Raw genomic sequence first — 14,570 nt, 5'->3', positions numbered from 1 at the left:
CGAGAGCGACTCGGATGACGGCACCGATGCTCGGGACCCGCACGCCCCCACGCGGCGGCGTCCCGAGCAGATCCACGGGAGCGACGGGCCGGGGCCCCGCGGATCTGGCTTGTGATGCATGGAACTGTTGGCTTGTGTGTTCGTGCTGTGTGCGACGACGAAGCTGGGTGCTCGGCGGTTCGGCACGACAAGTGCACAGTGAGGGAAACGCGTGTAGGGCCGCGTTGCGACATGCCGTCCCCCCGAAGGGTGAAACCCAGAACGGCTGTCGTGCTGAACCGAACGTAGCCCGGACGGTTGCTCAGAGTCAACATTGGTCTCTGAGCGTCGATCTCCCGCTCGTCCCCCGGCGGCGCCCCACCCACCTCGCGAGCGTGGTCTGCCGGACACGTACGATGTTCCCATGTCTTTTCTCCGCCGTCGCTCCGGACAGCCCGCCGGCCCGGACTTCGACGTGCTCGCGATGGACCCGGGTGACTGGCCCGGTGACTTCGGTGCGGCCATGATGACCGGCCCGGACGGCTCCTGCCAGGGGATTTTCCTGCGCTACGACCTGTTCGGCGGCAGAGGCCCGGCGATGTTCATCGGCAACCTCCCCGAGGGTTCGCCCGCCCGGGAGACCGGCGACGACGTGCCCTTCGAGGTGCGGCAGCTGCTCGCGGCGCTGGAGAACGACGAGCCGGTCGAGTTCGTCTCGGCCGAGGACTTCCCGGTGATGCTCGGGGACGACCTGCTGATCGTGAAGAAGGTCAAGGTCAGCGAGGAACGCGTGTTCTGCGCCCAGTTCGGCCGCAGCGACGGCGTCCTGGTCACCATCGCGTCCTGGGACCGACCGATTTCGGACGACCTGTATCAGCTGCTGAAGCCGCTCCCCGCGGACATGTTCCAGCAGGGCTGATCCCGGCGGGGCCGGCCGGTCCCGCCCGGGGGGCGGACGCTGCTTGACGGTATCGATCAACGGTTCGTACAGTCGCGAACATGCCGTGCCGTCTCCCGCTGCTGACCCGTCGCAGGCATCTGGACCTGCGGCGCACCGCCAGCGCGGCGTGTCCGGGCCGCTGAGGGGGGATTCGCCCCCCGGCGGCGGGCGGTCGACCGGGTGTCCGGTCGGCGCCGACACCAGGGGGCGGGCCGTGAGCCGGCCTCCGGGGCCGCCAGTCGGTACCGCGCGCCCGTACGGCGTGCCGCCCGCATTCGCCGAGCCCACGCTGTCGCCCGGAGGCACCGCATCATGACGACCCGCACCGTCAACCGTTCGACCGTCGATCGTGCGTCCGAGGGCGCTCCCGCCGAACGCCGTTCCCGGACCGCCCCGCGAACGGCGGATTCCGACCGGTCCGATTCCGGCCATCTCGAATCCACCGGTTCCACACCCACCGGTTCCGCCGATCCCGTGCCCGCCGCTTCCGCCGGCCCGGTGCGTTCCGCCTCCGCCACCGCGCCCGCCGCTTCCGCTTCCGCCTCCGCCACCACCGACCCCGTGCCCGACCGCACCGGGATCGAGGCCGCTCTCGCCGGGCTGCCCCGGGTGGTCGACCTGCTGGCCGCCCGCGCCGAGGAGCACGACCGCGACGCGACCTTCCCCTACCAGGGGATCGAGGCGGTCCACGAGGCCGGGCTGCTCACCCTCACCGTCTCCGCGCGGTACGGCGGTCCGGGCGGAACGCTCGCCGACACCGTCCGGGTGCTGTCCCAACTCGGCCGCGGCGACGCCTCGGTGGCCGTGGTCACCGCCTTCACCCTGCTCCGGCACGCCGAGCAGGCCCGCCGCGCCGACTGGCCGACGGCCGGCTACCGGCGGCTGCTCACCGAGTCCCGGCGCGGCCCGGTACTGATCAACACCCTGCGGGCGGAGCCCGGGGCCGTCGTGGGCGAGCTGCCCGCCACGGTCGCCCGACGGGACGGCGACGGCTGGCTGCTGACGGGCCGGAAGACGTACTGCACCGGCGCCGAGGCGCTCGCCTGGATGGCGGTCACCGCGCGGACCGACGAGGAGGAGCCGAGGGTCGGCACCTTCCTGGTCCGCGGTGAGAGCGAGGGCCTGGAGATCGACCCGACCTGGGACCAGCTCGGCCTGCGGGCCAGCGCCAGCCACGATGTCGTACTGGACGGGGTCCGGGTGCCGGTCGACCTCGCGCTCGGCCTGACCACCGGCCGCCGGACGGCCCGTCAGAGCGTCGACGCCGAGGCCGAACTCTCCCTGGCCTGGCACGACCTGGCCCTCTCCGCGGTGGCGATCGGCGTCGCCCGGGCCGCCGAGGCCTGGCTGATCCGTTTCCTCAACCAGCGCACTCCGGCCAACCTGACCGAGCCGCTCGGCACTCTGCCGCGCTACCGGACCGCCCTCGGCGAGATCGAGGCCCAGCTGATCGGTGCCGAGGAACTGGTCGAGGGGCTGGCCTCCCGGGTGGACCGGGGCGAGCCGGAGGCGGTCGCCCGGACAGGTCCGGCCCACCTGCTGGCGACCCGGGCCGCGACGGCGGTGGTCCAGCAGGCCGTCGCCCTCACCGGCAACCCCGGCCTGAGCCGGCGTCACCCGCTGGAGCGCTACCTGCGGGACGTGCTCAGCAGCCGGGTGCACCTGGCCGTCGACGAGACCGTCCTGGAGGCCGTCGGACGGGCCGCGCTCGAACGGGGCACCCGGCCGTAGCGCCCGGGCCCGGCGGTCGTTCCCGGAGCCACGACGTGCCCCGGCCCGGCGGCCGGGAGAGGCCCCCGACCTCCGCCCGGCGATGCCCGGGCCCCACCGCCGCGCCCCGCCCGCGCCGACCAGCGGGGCGAGCAGGGCAGGGCGGGCGGGACGGGGCCGGACCCCCGTGGCTCAGCGGGTCCCGACCGCGGCGCGGACGGCGCGGCGGGCGAGCGCCGCGTCGTCGTAGAGCCGGCGGATCATGATCCGCTGCTCCTCGCCGGCGCCCGGCACGTCGTACAGCCGGATCTCCCGCATGAGCACCAGCACCAGGTTCACCAGGAACGCGTCCCGGGCCATCGTGCCGCCGTTCTGGGCGAGTTGGCTGATCTGGCGGCGTGCCGCGGTGTCCCCGGACAGGACGCTCCAGAGCACCGCCAGGTCGTAGCCGGGCAGGTACCAGCCGGCCTGCTCCCAGTCGACCAGCACCGGGCCGGACGGCGCCAGCAGCATGTTGCTGAGCAGGGCGTCGCCGTGGCAGAGCTGGAGCGGGGTGTGGCCGAGGCCGTGCAGCAGGCCGCGCAGGTCGCCGGCGTCCCGGTCGGTGAGCTGGCCCACCGAGTGGTAGCGGGCGATCTCCAACTGGTAGTCCAGGCGCGGCTGGAAGACGTCGGTCGGCGGCCGCCACAGGTTCAGCGTGCGGACCGCGGTGAGCAGCGCCCGCACCTCGCCCGGGGTGGGCGCGTTGACCGGGTGGCGCTCGCGGGCGGCCGGGCGCCCGGGGACGCGCTCCATGACCAGCACGCACCGGTCGTGGTCGGCCGCCACCAGCCGGGGCAGCCGCACCGGCGGGCGGTGCCGGACGAACGCCCGGTAGACCGCGACCTCGTGGTGGAAGTCGGCCACCAGCTGCTCGAAGTACTCACTCCGCACCGCCTGCGGCGCCAGGCACTTGGCGACCACCGGAGCCCGCCCGATGGTGCCCGCCACCAGGATGTGGCGGCTGCCCTCGCGCAGGACCTGGCGCGGGGTGAACGCGGGACATATCCGCGCGACACTGGCGAGCGCCGCCCGGACCGCCGGGGTCTGGAGCGCCGAGGGATCGATCCGCTCGGGGCCGCCGCCGGGCTGGCCGGGCCGCCGGGCCCGCAGCACCTGGCCGTCGGCCTGCCGGGCCAGCGGCATCCGGCCACCGGCCGGCATGGCGGTCTCGGGGGCGCGCAGCCCCAGCGCGGTACGGCCGGTGGGGCCCAGCGCCGTGCGGCCGGTCGGGACGACCCGGGTGTCCGTGGCCCGGCCCTCCGCGCCGCGCGGGGCCGCCGGACGGCTCGCCGGGGGCACCGCCCTCGGGCCGGTGCGGCCGGCGGCTGCGGCGGGGGGGCGCAGCGCGGGGCGGGTCGCGGTGGGCGTGGGGGTCGTCGCTGAGGAGTACATGGGCTGAGGGTGGTCCCTTCCGGTCCGTCGGCGGGTGTTGCCCCGCGGGGGCGGGGGAGGGCCGGTGCCGTGTGCTTCCTGGCGTGACGGCGGCCCTGCGGGTGGTGCGGTACGTCGGGTGGTGCGGTACGTCGTGCCGTGCGGGGGGTGGTGCGCGGGCGCCGGGCACGGACGCGGGGTCAGGAACCCCTGTTCGGCGGTGCTCCGGCCGTCCGCACCCTGGGGAATGCGGTCGGCCGGACTGCCGTGGCCGTGCCCGGCGCTCCCGCGCCACCCGGCCGCGCCACCCCCTCGGGTGAGGACCGGGAGCGCCCCGCGCCACCGTCGGGGGGACAGCCCCGACGCTGGTGGGACGCCGCCCGACCCGGGGGGCGAGGTGGCGCACCCCTACAACACACCCGTCGGGCACTGGCTTAGTAGTCTGGCGGGCCCTGGCGAACGGTGGCGAATGCTCGCCCGGCACTTGCCCGAGCCTCTAGCCTCGGATCAGCCGAGGAACCTGGGGGCTTCATTGAGCAGGGAACCCAACACCCGACTGGCCGATCTGTTCGTCCTGACCGGATGGTCGAAGGGCGAGCTGGCGCGGCTGGTCAACCGTCGGGGTGCCGCGATGGGTCAGCTGCAGCTGTCCACCGACACGTCGAGGGTACGGCGTTGGATCGAGCAGGGGGAGATCCCGCGCGATCCGGTGCCGAGGGTGCTGGCGGCCGTGTTCACGGAGCGGCTCGGCCGTGTCGTCACCACTGAGGACCTCGGTCTGGAACGACACCGGCCCACCAGGTCCGGAGCGGACACGTCCGGAGCAGTCCCGTGGTCGCCGGATCGAACAGCCGCGGTCCTCACCGAGTTCACGGGAATGGACCTCATGCTGAACCGACGTGGATTGGTGGGCGCCGGAGCCGCGCTCACGGCCGGGGCGGTCATCGCCGACTCGCTGAAGGGCTGGCTGGGAGGGGACGCGGTCGCGTACGCGGCGTCCGTCCCCGGGCCGCGACAGGTGGTCACCGGGAGCGGAGCGCACCCGGTGGTGGACGTGTACGACGCGGGCCCGGTCGGGTTCGACGAGGTGGAGTCGCTGGAGCACTCGGTGCAGGTGTTCCGGGCCTGGGACGCCGCCCGCGGCGGCGGCTTGCAGCGCAAGGCGGTGGTCGGCCAACTGAACGAGGTCGGCGGGCTGTTGACGCACCGGCACGCACCGGCGGTCGAGCAGCGGCTGTGGCTGGTCGCGGCCAACCTGGCGGTGCTGGCGGGCTGGATGTCGCACGACGTGGGCCTGGAGCCCACCGCCCAGAAGTACTTCATGATGGCGGCGGACGCGGCCAAGGAGGCCGGCGACCGGCCGCGGGCGGGTGAGGCGATCTCCCGGGCCGCACGGCAGATGGTGCACCTGGGCCGGGCCGACGACGCGCTCGACCTGATGTCGGCGGCCAAGGCGGCCGGCGGGCGGCTGCTGCCCAGAACGCGCGCCATGCTCAATACCGTCGAGGCGTGGGCGCACGCGTCGATCGGGCACTCCCAGGACACCTACCGGCTGCTGGGGGAGGCCGAGGACCTGTTCGGCGAGGAGGCGTCGGAGCCGCCGCCCTCGTGGATGCAGGTGTTCGACGAAGCCGAACTGCGCGGTATGCAGGCCCTGGTGCTGCGCACGCTGTCGGAGCACGTCCCGGCGGCGGCCGCCGAGGCCCGTCGGCACGCGGAGCGGGTGATCACGCTGCGGGAGGGCACCGGGCAGCTGCGTTCGGCGTTGTTCGACCGGATCACCCTGGCGTCGGTGCACCTGATCACCGGGGAGCCGGACGCGGCACGGTTCCAGGCCAAGATGGTGCTGAACCTGATCGGCCAGAACTCCTCGCACCGGACCTGGGACCGGCTGCGGGAGATGTACCGGCTGACCGCGCAGTACCAGGGGCTGGCGGTGGTGGACGAGCTGCGGGAGGAGCTGGGCCGGGAGCTGCGGGCGGCGGACGCCAAGAACCGGCGGCGGCTGACCTGACGGGCTCCCGGGTGGCCCCCGGCGGGTGCGCCCCGGGGACGCGGGCGCGCGTCCGTCGGAGTCAGAGCGGCGGGGCCGGGCGGAGCAGCATGTGCAGGGCGACCACGGTGCCGTCCGTGCCGAGGACGGGCTCGCTCGCGCACTCGACGCCGTCGTGCCGTCCGCAGGGGCGGCGGACCCGCAGGGTGCCGGCGGCGTGGCGGCCGTGCACCAGGGCGTCGGTCATCATCCGCCGCAGCAGCGGCCGGTCCGCTTCGGGGAGGCGGTCGGGCAGCCGGTCGAGGCTGAGCGGGCCGTGGTCCGGGTCGCAGCCGAGGAGGAGGTAGGTCTCCGGGCTCCAGTGGATCCCGTCGGTGAGCAGGTCCCATGCGGCGGAGCCGAGCAGACCGTCGTCGATTCCGCCGTGGCCGCCGCCGTTGTCCAGGTAGCGGCCGGACGGCTCCTGCGTGGTGCCGTCCACTCTGCCGTCCGTTCCGCTGCCGGCGTCGCCCGTGCCGTCGCCGGCACCGTTTCCGCCCGCGGTGCCGGGAACGTCCGCCGCGGTGCCGTGCACCGTGCCGCTCCCGCCCGTCGGGGCGCCGTCCACCGCGGCGGCTCCCGGCGGGCGGGTGGCGCCTAAGGGCATGTTCATGGCGAACCCATCGCTCGGGTACGGCCCGTGGGGTGCGAGCCGTTCGGACAGTGAGAAGACTGTCGCACAGCGTCGTCACCCTTGCGGGCGATTTGGACAGAACGCAGGCAAAATTCCTCTGGCATATGCCACTGTGGCCGGAGCCTTCGTCGCCCTGTGTGCGGACCGGGGCCCGAGGCGGTAACCTTCGGTGATTCCGGCGCCCGGGCGCCCACCGCAGTACCGACCAGAGACCCCGGCGACGGAAATCCCGTTGCCACTCCGACCGCCGCAACGGATGCTGACCTCATGTTCGAGCCAGTGATAGCACCCAGTGCCAGCCTCCTAGGCCTCCTTCAGCGAGGCCGTGGTGACGGGCAGCTCCACGCGCTGGCCGCCGACCGTGCCGAGGCCATCGCCGCGCTGGAGGAGTGTGTCACCAGGGACCCGCGAGCCGACTGGCAGGTCGAGAGCCGCTCCCTCTACTACGCCCGCATCTACATGGACCTGGAAGCCCCCCTCGAAGGCATCGAGGACCACCTCCACTCCGCCGAGGACCTGGTCACCGACGACGAGAGCCGCACCGGCCTCGCCCTTTCCGTCCTGGGCCACCTCGCCGCGTACGGCCGGCGCGACGCGCTGCTGATGCTGCGCGAGTACGCCGCCACCGGTGCCAACTGGTCCTGGGCCCTCGACGAGCTCGCCCTGCGGGACGACGACCGCGGCCTGCTGCTGCTCGGCACCGCCGTCCTGGACCACTTCGCGCCGGGCCCCGAGGGCGACGCCGAGCTGCGCGAGTTCATCCGCAACGCGTACGAGCCCCGCCCCTGGCGGCTGTGGGCGGCCTACCACCCCAGAGTGGCCGCGGCCAGTGAGCAGTCACCCTTCGACCTGTGGCAGCGCCAGATCAACCGCAGCGGCGTCACCCCCGGCTGGTCCACGGCCGACGTGCTGGCCTGGGCCGACCAGGGCGAGCTCGGCGGCCTCGGGGTCGGCGCCTTCCTCGGCCGCCCCGACGGCCGTGGGGAGCCCGCACGCGGCACCGACGCGCCGTCCGGCCCCGACGCGGTGGACCGCCGCGCCGCCGCTGCCGCCCGCTGCCTGACCGCCGTGGTCCGGCCCGAGGACCGCCCGCTGCTGCTGGAAGCGGCGCGCGACGGCCTCCCCGGCGCGCGCCGGGCCGCCCTGCGCCACCTGGTCGAGCAGCGCGACCCGGCCGCCGTCGGGCTCATCGAGGCCGCCGCCGCGGACGTGGACGACCGGATCGTCCGGGCCGCGCTGGAACTGCTCGGCCGGATGCGCGGCCCCGAGGTGCTGGTCCACGCCCGGCGCTGGGCCGACCCGGCCAGCGGCGGTGCCGACAGCGCGCTCGGCGAGGCCGCCGTCCAGCTGCTCGCCGACGCCGGGGAGCCGGCCGACGCGCCGCTGGTGGTGGCCGGGCTGCGCCACTGGATCTCCGTGCGCGGGGTCAGCGGTACCGGGCTCGGGTCGCTGGTGGACGGTGCGGGGCGGCTGGCCGCCGCCGACGCCGTGCCGGTCCTGCGCCACATCTACGGCGAGGCCGCCTCCTCCGAGCTGCGCGGACGCGCCGCCCAGGCGCTGGCCGCGACCGACGTGCACTTCCCCGAGGGGCCCGCCGTCGAGTGCCTCTGGGACTGCGAGGAGTCCACGCGCGAGCTCGCCGCGCGCCACGTCGCCACCACGGGCGACGCGCGTGTGCTGGAGCGGTTGCGCAGGCTCGCCGCCGACCCGGCCGAGGAGGCCGAGGTCCACGCCGCCGTGCGCGGCCGACTGACCGCCGCCCGGGAGTTCGGGCGTTAGGGTCGGCCCACAACGTTCAGTGGGCCGGGACACCGACACGGTGTCCCGGCCCACTCGTTTCCGCGGGTCCTCGTACTGAAATCCGGTTCTACTTCACCGCGCCCGCGTCCGGGGTCAGCACGCCTCCGATGACCAGTCCGATGATCAGGACGCCGAGCAGGACCCGGTAGACCACGAACGGCATGAAGCTGTGACTGGAGATGTACTTCAGGAACCAGGCGATCGCCGCGTAGCCGACCACGAAGGCGATCACGGTGGCCAGGATGGTCGGCCCCCAGGCCGGCGCCGGACCCTCACCGATCTTGAACAGCTCCAGCGCCCCGGAGGCGAGCACCGCCGGGATGGCGAGCAGGAACGAGTAGCGGGCGGCCGCCTCCCGGCTGTAGCCGAGCAGCAGGCCCGCGCTGATCGTGCCACCGGAGCGGGACACACCCGGGATCAGCGCCAGCGCCTGGGCGAAACCGTAGATGCCCGCGTGCGGCAGCGTGAGGTCGGTGATCGGACGGGCGTGGCGGACGGCCCGGGTGCGGTCGGCGAAGGCCAGGACCAGGCCGAAGACGATCAGGGTGGTGCCGATGATCCGCAGGTCGCGCAGGTGGGTCTCGATGGTGTCCTGGAACAGCTTGCCCAGGATGCCGATCGGCAGGGTGCCGATGATCACGAACCAGCCCATCCGCGCGTCCGGGTCCGAGCGCAGCGCCGGCCGGAACAGGGACAGCGACCAGGTCTTGATGATCGAGGCGATGTCCCGGCGGAAGTAGATCAGCACCGCCGTCTCGGTGCCGAGCTGGGTGACGGCCGTGAAGGCCGCGCCCGGGTCGTCCCAGCCCAACAGGGCGGAGAAGACCCGCAGGTGGGCACTGGAGGAGATCGGCAGGAACTCGGTGAGGCCCTGGATCAGGCCGAGGACGGCCCCGTGGAACCAGTCGATCACCGGGCACCCGCCGGGGATATCCGTCGGGCGTGGGGCAGGGGCGGCATGGGCGGGTCCTTGCGGGTCGGAAGGGCATGCGGGGCCGCCGTGACCCGCCCGGCCCGCGGGCCGCGCGCGAGCCCGGCGCGCGGCTGATGGTACGGGGTGAAGGTGACGGTTCTTTGTTCACCCTTTGTCGCGGCTTTGCGCACAAGCCCGCCGCCGCTCCGGAGCCCGCCCGGCGTTGGGTCTAGAGCACCGGCCGGGCCCGGACCCAGGTGCGGTCCGCGGTCAGGTAGCGCTCGACCACCAGGTCGGCCTCCGCGAGCGCCCGCTCGAACGCCTCCGTGTCGAGCGGGCGGGACAGGAAGGTCTGTGTCCAGGTGCCGTCCGGGAAAACGTACTCGAAGCGCACGGAGTTGACGCCGTCGCCGACCGGCGTGGCCGAGACCAGCCGGGCCCGGGCGTCCGGGCCGATGGCGCTCTCCCGCGGTACGTTCCGGTGCCAGTCCTCGCCCTCGCGCTGCACCAGTACGCAGCCGTCCTCGGTGACGTGGCGGCGGCAGGTCTCCAGCAGGCCCCGGCGGACCGTCACGTCACCGGCGTGCACCAGGAAGGAGGCGAGTACGACGACGTCGAAGCGCTCGCCGAGGTCCAGCTCCTCGATCGGGCTGCGCACCGTGCGGACGTCCGCGCGGACCCGGGCCAGCATGTCGGGGGACTCGTCCACGGCCGTCACGGCGAAGCCTCGATCGGTCAGCGGGTGCGTCATCCGGCCGATGCCGCAACCGAGTTCGAGGATGCGCGCACCGGGCGGCACCGCGGCCTCGATCACGTCCGGGGCGTCGCCCACGGGGAGCCGGCTCCACACCTCGACGGCGCAGCCGTCCGGGCTGATCGCGCCCTCACCCGTTCCGTCGTAACCCGCGCGTCGTTCGTCTGCCATGCCCTTCATCGGAACACGGACGGGTGCACGGGGGAAGAGGGTGTCGGAACGGGATTGTCAGATACCCCAGGGGGGTATATGTTCGACAGCGACGGAGCGAGGGAAGCGGCGCCGAACGGGGCGCCGGGGCGCGTGGAGGACGACATGGCACACCCCGAGCAGCACGAGCACCAGGAGCGGGCCGAGCGGCAGCACGCCGCTCACGAGCACCACGGACACCATGAGCGGCACGGGCACGACCATGTCGGCCACCACGGCCAGCAGGCCCACGGCGGCCACCACCAGGCCGGCGGCGGTGGCGGAGCCGGCTGGCGGACGGCCGCGCAGGCGACCCTGCACTGCCTCACCGGGTGCGCCATCGGCGAGATCCTGGGCATGGTGCTCGGCACCGCCTTCGGCCTGCACAACGGCGCGACCGTGGTGCTCTCGATCCTGCTGGCCTTCGTCTTCGGTTACGCGCTGACCATGCGCGGCGTGCTGAAGGCCGGCCTCGACGTCGGCGCCGCGGTCAAGGTCGCGCTGGCCGCCGACACCGTCTCGATCCTGGTGATGGAGCTGATCGACAACACCGTGATGGTCACCGTCCCGGGGGCGATGGACGCGGGCCTCGGCGACCTGTTGTTCTGGGTGGCGCTGGCGGGTTCGCTGGCCCTGGCGTTCGCGCTGACCGTCCCGGTCAACAAGTGGATGATCGGCCGGGGGCGCGGCCACGCCGTGGTGCACGCCCACCACGGGCACTGATACCACCCCAGGGTGTCGAAGCCTCTCGCCTGCGGCCCGCGCCGACCGTTCGACGGCCGGCGCGGGCCGCGGCGTGTGCGGGCCCGGGTCTAGCGCGGGCGGCCCTCCAGGTCGGCCAGGGTCGCGTGCAGCCAGGCGAGTTCGGCCTCGGTGGTGGCGCGGGCGACCAGCAGCAGGCCGCGCCGGAACGGGTCGGCGAACTCCTCGGCGCCCACCGGGCGGTCGCCCTCGTAGAAGAAGCTGGCCGGTTCGGCGAGGAAGGCCAGTCGGCGGCGCAGTACGGCCGCCTGGTCGGCGGGGTCGGCGAGGTGCCGCAGGAAGGCGAGCAGGGTGAACCAGCGGTTCTCGTCGCTGACGTCGAGCGGCTCGGGCTCGCGCAGCCGGTCGAGCAGCGCGGTGCGGCCGGCCTCGGTGAGGTGCAGGGTGTGCCGGGGCGCGGCGGCGCTGCCCGGCTCGGTCTCGCGGACCAGCAGGCCGTCGGTCTCCAGGCGTTTGATCGCGGGGTAGAGCGTGCCGTCGCTGATCGGGCGGACGTGGCCGGTGAGCGCGGCGAGGTGGCGGCGCAGCTCGTAGCCGTGCAGGGGGCGGTCGTACAGGAACCCGAGGATGGCGAGCTTCAGCATGGGGCCACTCTCTCAGATCCTTCCCTCGGGGTATGGGTATCTCACTATCGCTATACCTCGACTTCGATGTATGGTCCTGGTCGTCCGCCGGAGTCCCCGGAGCCGGGAGCCGGCACACCCAGGAGAAGGAGCGAGTGAGCATGCGCGAGGCCCCCGTCACCCCGAACGGCGACCGGATCCGCTGGGTCGAGCTGCCCGGCGCCGAGCCGGCCCGGCTCTACCTGCACGGGCTCGGCGCCACCTCGCCGGCCTACTTCGCGGCCGCCGCCACCCACCCGCTGCTCGCCGGGCGGCGCTCGCTGCTGCTGGACCTGCTCGGCTTCGGCCTCAGCGACCGGCCGACGGACTTCGGCTACACCCTGGAGGAGCACGCGGACGCGGTCGCGGCGGCCGTCGCGGCCGCCGGGACGGCCCGGGTCGAGGTGATCGGCCACAGCATGGGCGGGGCGGTCGCGATCGTCCTCGCCCAGCGGCACCCGCACCTGGTCGAACGGCTGCTCCTGGTGGACGCCAACCTGGACCGGGTCGACCCCGACCGGCGCCACCCCGGCAGCAGCGGCATCGCGGCCTACGCAGAGGAGGAGTTCCTGGCCGGCGGCCGGGACGAAGTCGCCGAGCGGGTCGGGCCGTTCTGGTGGTCCACCATGCGGCTGGCCGGCCCGGAGGCGCTGCACCGCAGCGCCCGCTACCTCGCCCGGGCGACCGAACCGACCATGCGCGAGGCGCTGCTCGGCCTCGACCTCCCGCGCACCTTCCTCCATCCGGCGGCGGACGGCGAGCCGGCGGGTGCCGGGACCCTCCGCGCGGCGGGCGTACGGGTGGTCGCGGTGCCGGACTGCGGGCACAACATCATGCTCGACAACCCGGACGGCTTCGCGGCCGCCGCGGCGCGGGCGCTCGGGCAGGGGTGAACGGGGGGAGGCGCCGGCCGCCGCCCGTCGTAGGCTGGGGCGGACCGTCCGAGAGGAGCCCGCCCGATGTCCGTCCAGGTCCCGCCCGCGCTGGCCGCGTCCCTGGAGAGCTTCCTCGGCGCCGAGGGGCGCGCCTGGGTGGCCCGACTGCCCACCCTGGCCGGCGAGTTGCTCGACCGCTGGGCGCTGCGCCCGGACGGGCCGGTCGCGCACGGCGTGGTCGGGCTGGTGCTCCCGGTGCTGCGCGCCGACGGGATGCCGGCCGTGCTCAAGCTCCAGCCCGTGGACGAGGAGACGGTGGGCGAACCGCTCGCCCTGCGGGCCTGGGACGGCCGCGGCGCCGTGCGGCTGCTCGACCACGAACCGGCCACCGGCTCCCTGCTGCTGGAGCGGCTGGACCCCGGGCGCTCACTGCTCGACCTGCCCGACGACCTCGCGGCGCTGCGCGTGATCGCCGAGCTGCTCAGGGAATTGACGAAGAGTCAGGCGCCGTCCGGACTGCGGACCCTGGCGGGTGCGGCGAGCGACCTGCTCGACCGGGCCCCGGCGGCCGTCGCGGCCCTCGCCGACCCGGTGGAGCGGCGCCTGCTCGCCGACTGCGCGGCCGCCCTGTGCGAGGTCCGCGCCGACCCCGGCGACCGGCTGCTGCACTGGGACCTGCACTACGGCAATGTGCTGGCCCCGCTCCCGGGCAGCGGCCGGGAGCCCTGGCTGGCCATCGACCCCAAGCCGCTGGCCGGCCACCCCGGCTTCGAGCTGCTCCCGGCGTTGCGCAACCGCTGGGAGGACGTGGTGGCCACCGGGGATGCAACCCGGGCGCTGCGGCGGCGCTTCGACCTGTTGACGGAGGTGCTGGAGCTGGACCGCGAGGTGGCGGCGGCCTGGACGCTCGCCCGGGTGCTGCAGAACGCGGTCTGGGTGGCCGAGGAGGGCGGGGCGGAGCTGGACCCGGCCCAACGTGCCGTCGCCGAGGTGCTGTTGGGGCGCTGACCCGGGAGCCCGCGTGGCTTTCCGCGCCTGCGAGGTACTGCTGCTCGGCGCTCCCGCTCGGTGCTTCCGCTCAGTGCTTCCGATCAGTGCTCGCGCAGGGGCGCGAAGCGCACCGGTGTCCCCGGCCTGGCCTGTGCGGCGGCCGCGAGGTCGCCGGCCGGCACGACGCCGATCACCGGGTAGCCGCCGGTGGTCGGGTGGTCGGCCAGGAACACCACCGGCTGCCCGTCCGGCGGAATCTGAACGGCGCCCAACACCATGCCCTCGCTGGGCAGTTCGCCGTCCCTGGCGCGGGCGACCGGCGGGCCCTCGGTGCGCAGCCCGACCCGGTTGCCGGTCGGGGAGACCAGGTACCGGTCGCGGCCGAGACGGGCCACCGCCTCCGGGTCGAACCAGTCCGCGCGCGGTCCGAGCCGCAGCCGCAGCACCAGCTCGGCCGGGGGACCGGGCAGCGGCACCAGCTCGGGCCTGGCCCGGTACGGCGGCGGGGCGCCCACCGGCAGCCGGTCCCCGGCGGCCAGCGGGGCCGGCCCGAGCCCGGAGAGCAGGTCCGCCGAGCGGCTGCCGAGCACCGGCGGGACGGCGATCCCGCCCGCCACCGCCAGGTAGCCGCGCACCCCGGCCGTCGCCGCCCCCACCTCGACCAGCGCCCCGGCCGGCACCACCACCGGCGCGCCCCAGGCGGCCGGCCGGCCGTCCACCCGGACGGGCGAGGGCGCACCGGTGACGGCGACCAGCGCCGTTCCGACGGCCCGCAGCGCGACCCCGCCGAGCGTGGTCTCCAGCCCGGCGGCCCCGGGCTCGTTGCCCACCAGCCGGTTGGCCGCCCGCAGCGCCGGCTCGTCCAGTGCCCCGGCCCTCGGCACCCCGAGGTGGGCGACCCCGCGCCGCCCGAGGTCCTGGACCGTGGTCAGCGGCCCCGGCCGCTCCACCACCAGTTCGTTCAACTCCGGCTCCCC

General features: G+C 74.8%; 14 protein-coding genes. 8 read left to right on the top strand and 6 right to left on the bottom strand.

Features of this window, described 5'->3' with window-relative positions; genetic code table 11:
- Positions 1-403: 403 nt before the first annotated feature.
- The 3 genes from ACZ6EM_RS31380 to ACZ6EM_RS31370 all read left to right on the top strand — a co-directional run bounded on the left by ACZ6EM_RS31380 (position 404) and on the right by ACZ6EM_RS31370 (position 2,650).
- Entirely contained in the window at positions 404-898 is a 495-nt protein-coding gene (locus tag ACZ6EM_RS31380) for a hypothetical protein (protein ID WP_030058989.1), read from the top strand.
- 80 nt (positions 899-978) lie between these two features.
- Positions 979-1,062: a putative leader peptide gene (locus ACZ6EM_RS31375; protein WP_350526312.1), complete on the top strand. Its 84-nt coding sequence runs from the start codon at positions 979-981 to the stop codon at positions 1,060-1,062.
- A gap of 331 nt (positions 1,063-1,393) precedes the next feature.
- A complete protein-coding gene (locus ACZ6EM_RS31370; protein ID WP_465773808.1) occupies positions 1,394-2,650 on the top strand; it encodes an acyl-CoA dehydrogenase family protein in 1,257 nt (418 codons plus the stop codon).
- 171 nt (positions 2,651-2,821) lie between these two features.
- On the opposite strand, the gene ACZ6EM_RS31365 is transcribed toward ACZ6EM_RS31370, so the two are convergent.
- Positions 2,822-3,832 (bottom strand): aminoglycoside phosphotransferase family protein, encoded by a 1,011-nt coding sequence (locus ACZ6EM_RS31365; RefSeq protein WP_359914633.1) that lies wholly within the window; start codon positions 3,830-3,832, stop codon positions 2,822-2,824.
- 742 nt (positions 3,833-4,574) lie between these two features.
- Between ACZ6EM_RS31365 and ACZ6EM_RS31360 the strand changes: the two genes are divergently transcribed.
- Positions 4,575-6,056, top strand: coding sequence for a DNA-binding protein NsdB (locus ACZ6EM_RS31360; RefSeq protein WP_401050257.1), 1,482 nt, complete (start codon positions 4,575-4,577; stop codon positions 6,054-6,056).
- Positions 6,057-6,117: 61 nt separating this feature from the next.
- Here ACZ6EM_RS31360 and ACZ6EM_RS31355 read toward each other — a convergent pair whose 3' ends face one another.
- Positions 6,118-6,687: a hypothetical protein gene (locus ACZ6EM_RS31355; RefSeq protein WP_452180643.1), complete on the bottom strand. Its 570-nt coding sequence runs from the start codon at positions 6,685-6,687 to the stop codon at positions 6,118-6,120.
- A 288-nt stretch (positions 6,688-6,975) separates the two neighbouring features.
- On the opposite strand from ACZ6EM_RS31355, the gene ACZ6EM_RS31350 reads away from it, so the two are divergent.
- On the top strand, positions 6,976-8,487 hold the full coding sequence (locus tag ACZ6EM_RS31350; RefSeq protein WP_401050252.1) for a HEAT repeat domain-containing protein: 1,512 nt from the start codon (positions 6,976-6,978) through the stop codon (positions 8,485-8,487).
- Between the two features lie 88 nt (positions 8,488-8,575).
- On the opposite strand, the gene ACZ6EM_RS31345 is transcribed toward ACZ6EM_RS31350, so the two are convergent.
- The gene (locus ACZ6EM_RS31345; RefSeq protein WP_380353153.1) at positions 8,576-9,418 is read right to left on the bottom strand and encodes an undecaprenyl-diphosphate phosphatase; all 843 of its coding nucleotides are present in this window, start codon (positions 9,416-9,418) and stop codon (positions 8,576-8,578) included.
- 232 nt (positions 9,419-9,650) lie between these two features.
- Positions 9,651-10,346: a class I SAM-dependent methyltransferase gene (locus tag ACZ6EM_RS31340; protein WP_465773807.1), complete on the bottom strand. Its 696-nt coding sequence runs from the start codon at positions 10,344-10,346 to the stop codon at positions 9,651-9,653.
- 144 nt (positions 10,347-10,490) lie between these two features.
- Between ACZ6EM_RS31340 and ACZ6EM_RS31335 the strand changes: the two genes are divergently transcribed.
- Entirely contained in the window at positions 10,491-11,087 is a 597-nt protein-coding gene (locus ACZ6EM_RS31335) for a DUF4396 domain-containing protein (protein ID WP_465773806.1), read from the top strand.
- An 89-nt stretch (positions 11,088-11,176) separates the two neighbouring features.
- Here ACZ6EM_RS31335 and ACZ6EM_RS31330 read toward each other — a convergent pair whose 3' ends face one another.
- Entirely contained in the window at positions 11,177-11,710 is a 534-nt protein-coding gene (locus ACZ6EM_RS31330) for a PadR family transcriptional regulator (protein ID WP_401054846.1), read from the bottom strand.
- A 140-nt stretch (positions 11,711-11,850) separates the two neighbouring features.
- On the opposite strand from ACZ6EM_RS31330, the gene ACZ6EM_RS31325 reads away from it, so the two are divergent.
- A complete protein-coding gene (locus ACZ6EM_RS31325; RefSeq protein ID WP_465773805.1) occupies positions 11,851-12,621 on the top strand; it encodes an alpha/beta fold hydrolase in 771 nt (256 codons plus the stop codon).
- Between the two features lie 66 nt (positions 12,622-12,687).
- A complete protein-coding gene (locus ACZ6EM_RS31320; RefSeq protein WP_465773804.1) occupies positions 12,688-13,611 on the top strand; it encodes an aminoglycoside phosphotransferase family protein in 924 nt (307 codons plus the stop codon).
- 83 nt (positions 13,612-13,694) lie between these two features.
- On the opposite strand, the gene ACZ6EM_RS31315 is transcribed toward ACZ6EM_RS31320, so the two are convergent.
- Positions 13,695-14,558 (bottom strand): 5-oxoprolinase subunit C family protein, encoded by an 864-nt coding sequence (locus tag ACZ6EM_RS31315; RefSeq protein ID WP_452180515.1) that lies wholly within the window; start codon positions 14,556-14,558, stop codon positions 13,695-13,697.
- Positions 14,559-14,570: the final 12 nt, after the last annotated feature.

Source organism: Kitasatospora sp. NPDC041917 (genome assembly GCF_055589745.1).
The sequence above is the reverse complement of the archived record's forward strand: the minus strand, read 5'-3'. Positions and strand labels throughout refer to the sequence as shown.

Excerpts from the sequence above, each read along its gene's own strand:
- ACZ6EM_RS31380 (WP_030058989.1), top strand. The coding sequence starts at position 404 with ATGTCTTTTCTCCGCCGTCGCTCCGGACAGCCCGCCGGCCCGGACTTC.
- ACZ6EM_RS31375 (WP_350526312.1), top strand. The coding sequence starts at position 979 with ATGCCGTGCCGTCTCCCGCTGCTGACCCGTCGCAGGCATCTGGACCTG.
- ACZ6EM_RS31365 (WP_359914633.1), bottom strand. The coding sequence starts at position 3,832 with ATGCCGGCCGGTGGCCGGATGCCGCTGGCCCGGCAGGCCGACGGCCAG.
- ACZ6EM_RS31355 (WP_452180643.1), bottom strand. The coding sequence starts at position 6,687 with ATGAACATGCCCTTAGGCGCCACCCGCCCGCCGGGAGCCGCCGCGGTG.
- ACZ6EM_RS31350 (WP_401050252.1), top strand. The coding sequence starts at position 6,976 with ATGTTCGAGCCAGTGATAGCACCCAGTGCCAGCCTCCTAGGCCTCCTT.
- ACZ6EM_RS31340 (WP_465773807.1), bottom strand. The coding sequence starts at position 10,346 with ATGGCAGACGAACGACGCGCGGGTTACGACGGAACGGGTGAGGGCGCG.
- ACZ6EM_RS31335 (WP_465773806.1), top strand. The coding sequence starts at position 10,491 with ATGGCACACCCCGAGCAGCACGAGCACCAGGAGCGGGCCGAGCGGCAG.
- ACZ6EM_RS31330 (WP_401054846.1), bottom strand. The coding sequence starts at position 11,710 with ATGCTGAAGCTCGCCATCCTCGGGTTCCTGTACGACCGCCCCCTGCAC.
- ACZ6EM_RS31325 (WP_465773805.1), top strand. The coding sequence starts at position 11,851 with ATGCGCGAGGCCCCCGTCACCCCGAACGGCGACCGGATCCGCTGGGTC.
- ACZ6EM_RS31320 (WP_465773804.1), top strand. The coding sequence starts at position 12,688 with ATGTCCGTCCAGGTCCCGCCCGCGCTGGCCGCGTCCCTGGAGAGCTTC.